Origin of the sequence: Acidiphilium sp. JA12-A1 (genome assembly GCF_000724705.2) — a bacterium.
GTDB classification, from domain to species: Bacteria; Pseudomonadota; Alphaproteobacteria; order Acetobacterales; family Acetobacteraceae; genus Acidiphilium; species Acidiphilium multivorum.
On record NZ_JFHO01000283.1, the window covers coordinates 1 to 1,049 of the forward strand.

General features: G+C 61.4%; 2 protein-coding genes and 1 pseudogene. All 3 read right to left on the reverse strand.

The features are described from left to right. Window positions 1-32: 32 nt before the first annotated feature. Window positions 33-302: a helix-turn-helix domain-containing protein gene (locus RT91_RS21175; RefSeq protein ID WP_205409010.1), complete on the reverse strand. Its 270-nt coding sequence runs from the start codon at window positions 300-302 to the stop codon at window positions 33-35. Window positions 303-581: 279 nt separating this feature from the next. Continuing rightward, entirely contained in the window at window positions 582-779 is a 198-nt protein-coding gene (locus RT91_RS22750) for a hypothetical protein (protein ID WP_240314400.1), read from the reverse strand. A gap of 9 nt (window positions 780-788) precedes the next feature. After that, window positions 789-1,034: pseudogene (locus RT91_RS22940) on the reverse strand (transposase); the annotation flags it as partial. Window positions 1,035-1,049: the final 15 nt, after the last annotated feature.

Here is a 1,049-nt window from a genome sequence, read left to right on the forward strand (position 1 = left end):
GCCCGGCACCGAGACGTGCAAGCCGACCTCGATCAGCGCCAGGCGCAGCTCTGCAAGCGAGATGTCCTTACGCGTTTCCCAGATTGCGAGAATGTCCGCCCGCCGTTCCTCAACCCGACGTGAGCGCGTGTCGCACCCTGAGGCTTCGGAGCAAAGCTGCCGGTATCGCGACGCTGCGCTCGCCAGCGGATTGCCGTCGCCGGCGCCACCCCAAAGCGGGCTGCCGCTGCCCGGCAACTCATCCCCTCATCAATCGCCGCCAAAAGCCGCCGACGAAGATCCATCGATAGTGGTTGGCCCATCCATGCCGGCCTCCTTCACCAGCACGGATTCTGAATCATGTGTGGACGGCCCGTTGGGTTCAAGTCGTTAAAGCAGAATTTGGTATCGGTTCGAATGCGGTCATGTGTCCGGCCTTTGACGCGGTGGTCTGACCGCTGGCCCAGATGGGTGCCGCGAGCAACATCCAAACAGAAATTGCGGCATGGAACTGCCGTAGATTCAGACGGATTTTGTTGCTCGTCGGTTCGACCGATAACCATCTCCTGTTTGCCCCTAAACCCTCGGCACCGGCGCGCGGATCAGGCGGCTACCGGCTGACGCCGATACGCTTCACCACGCGCCATCATGGCCCAGATGATCCGGGCCATCTTGTTGGCCAGAGCGATCGCCGCGACCTTGCGCGGCTTCCGCTCCAGCAATTGCAACAGCCAAGCGGTCGCTGATTTGCTGCCTGGTTTAGCGAAGCGGATCACCGCCATCGCCCCGACCACGAGCAACTGCCGCAACCTCTCATTGCCTGCCTTACTTATCTTTCCCATACGATGCTTGCCGCCGGTGGAATGCTCTCGCGGAGTCAGCCCGAGCCACGCTGCAAAATGCCGCCCGGTCTCAAAATTCGCGGGGTTCACATTGAGCGCCATGGTGATCGCGGTGATTGCCCCMAMGCCGGGAATCGCGGCGAGGAGCTTGCTGACCGCGTTTGGCCTTGTGCTGTTCGAGCAGCTGTCTCTCCAGTGCGTCGATCTTTGCATCGAGATCCGTCACAT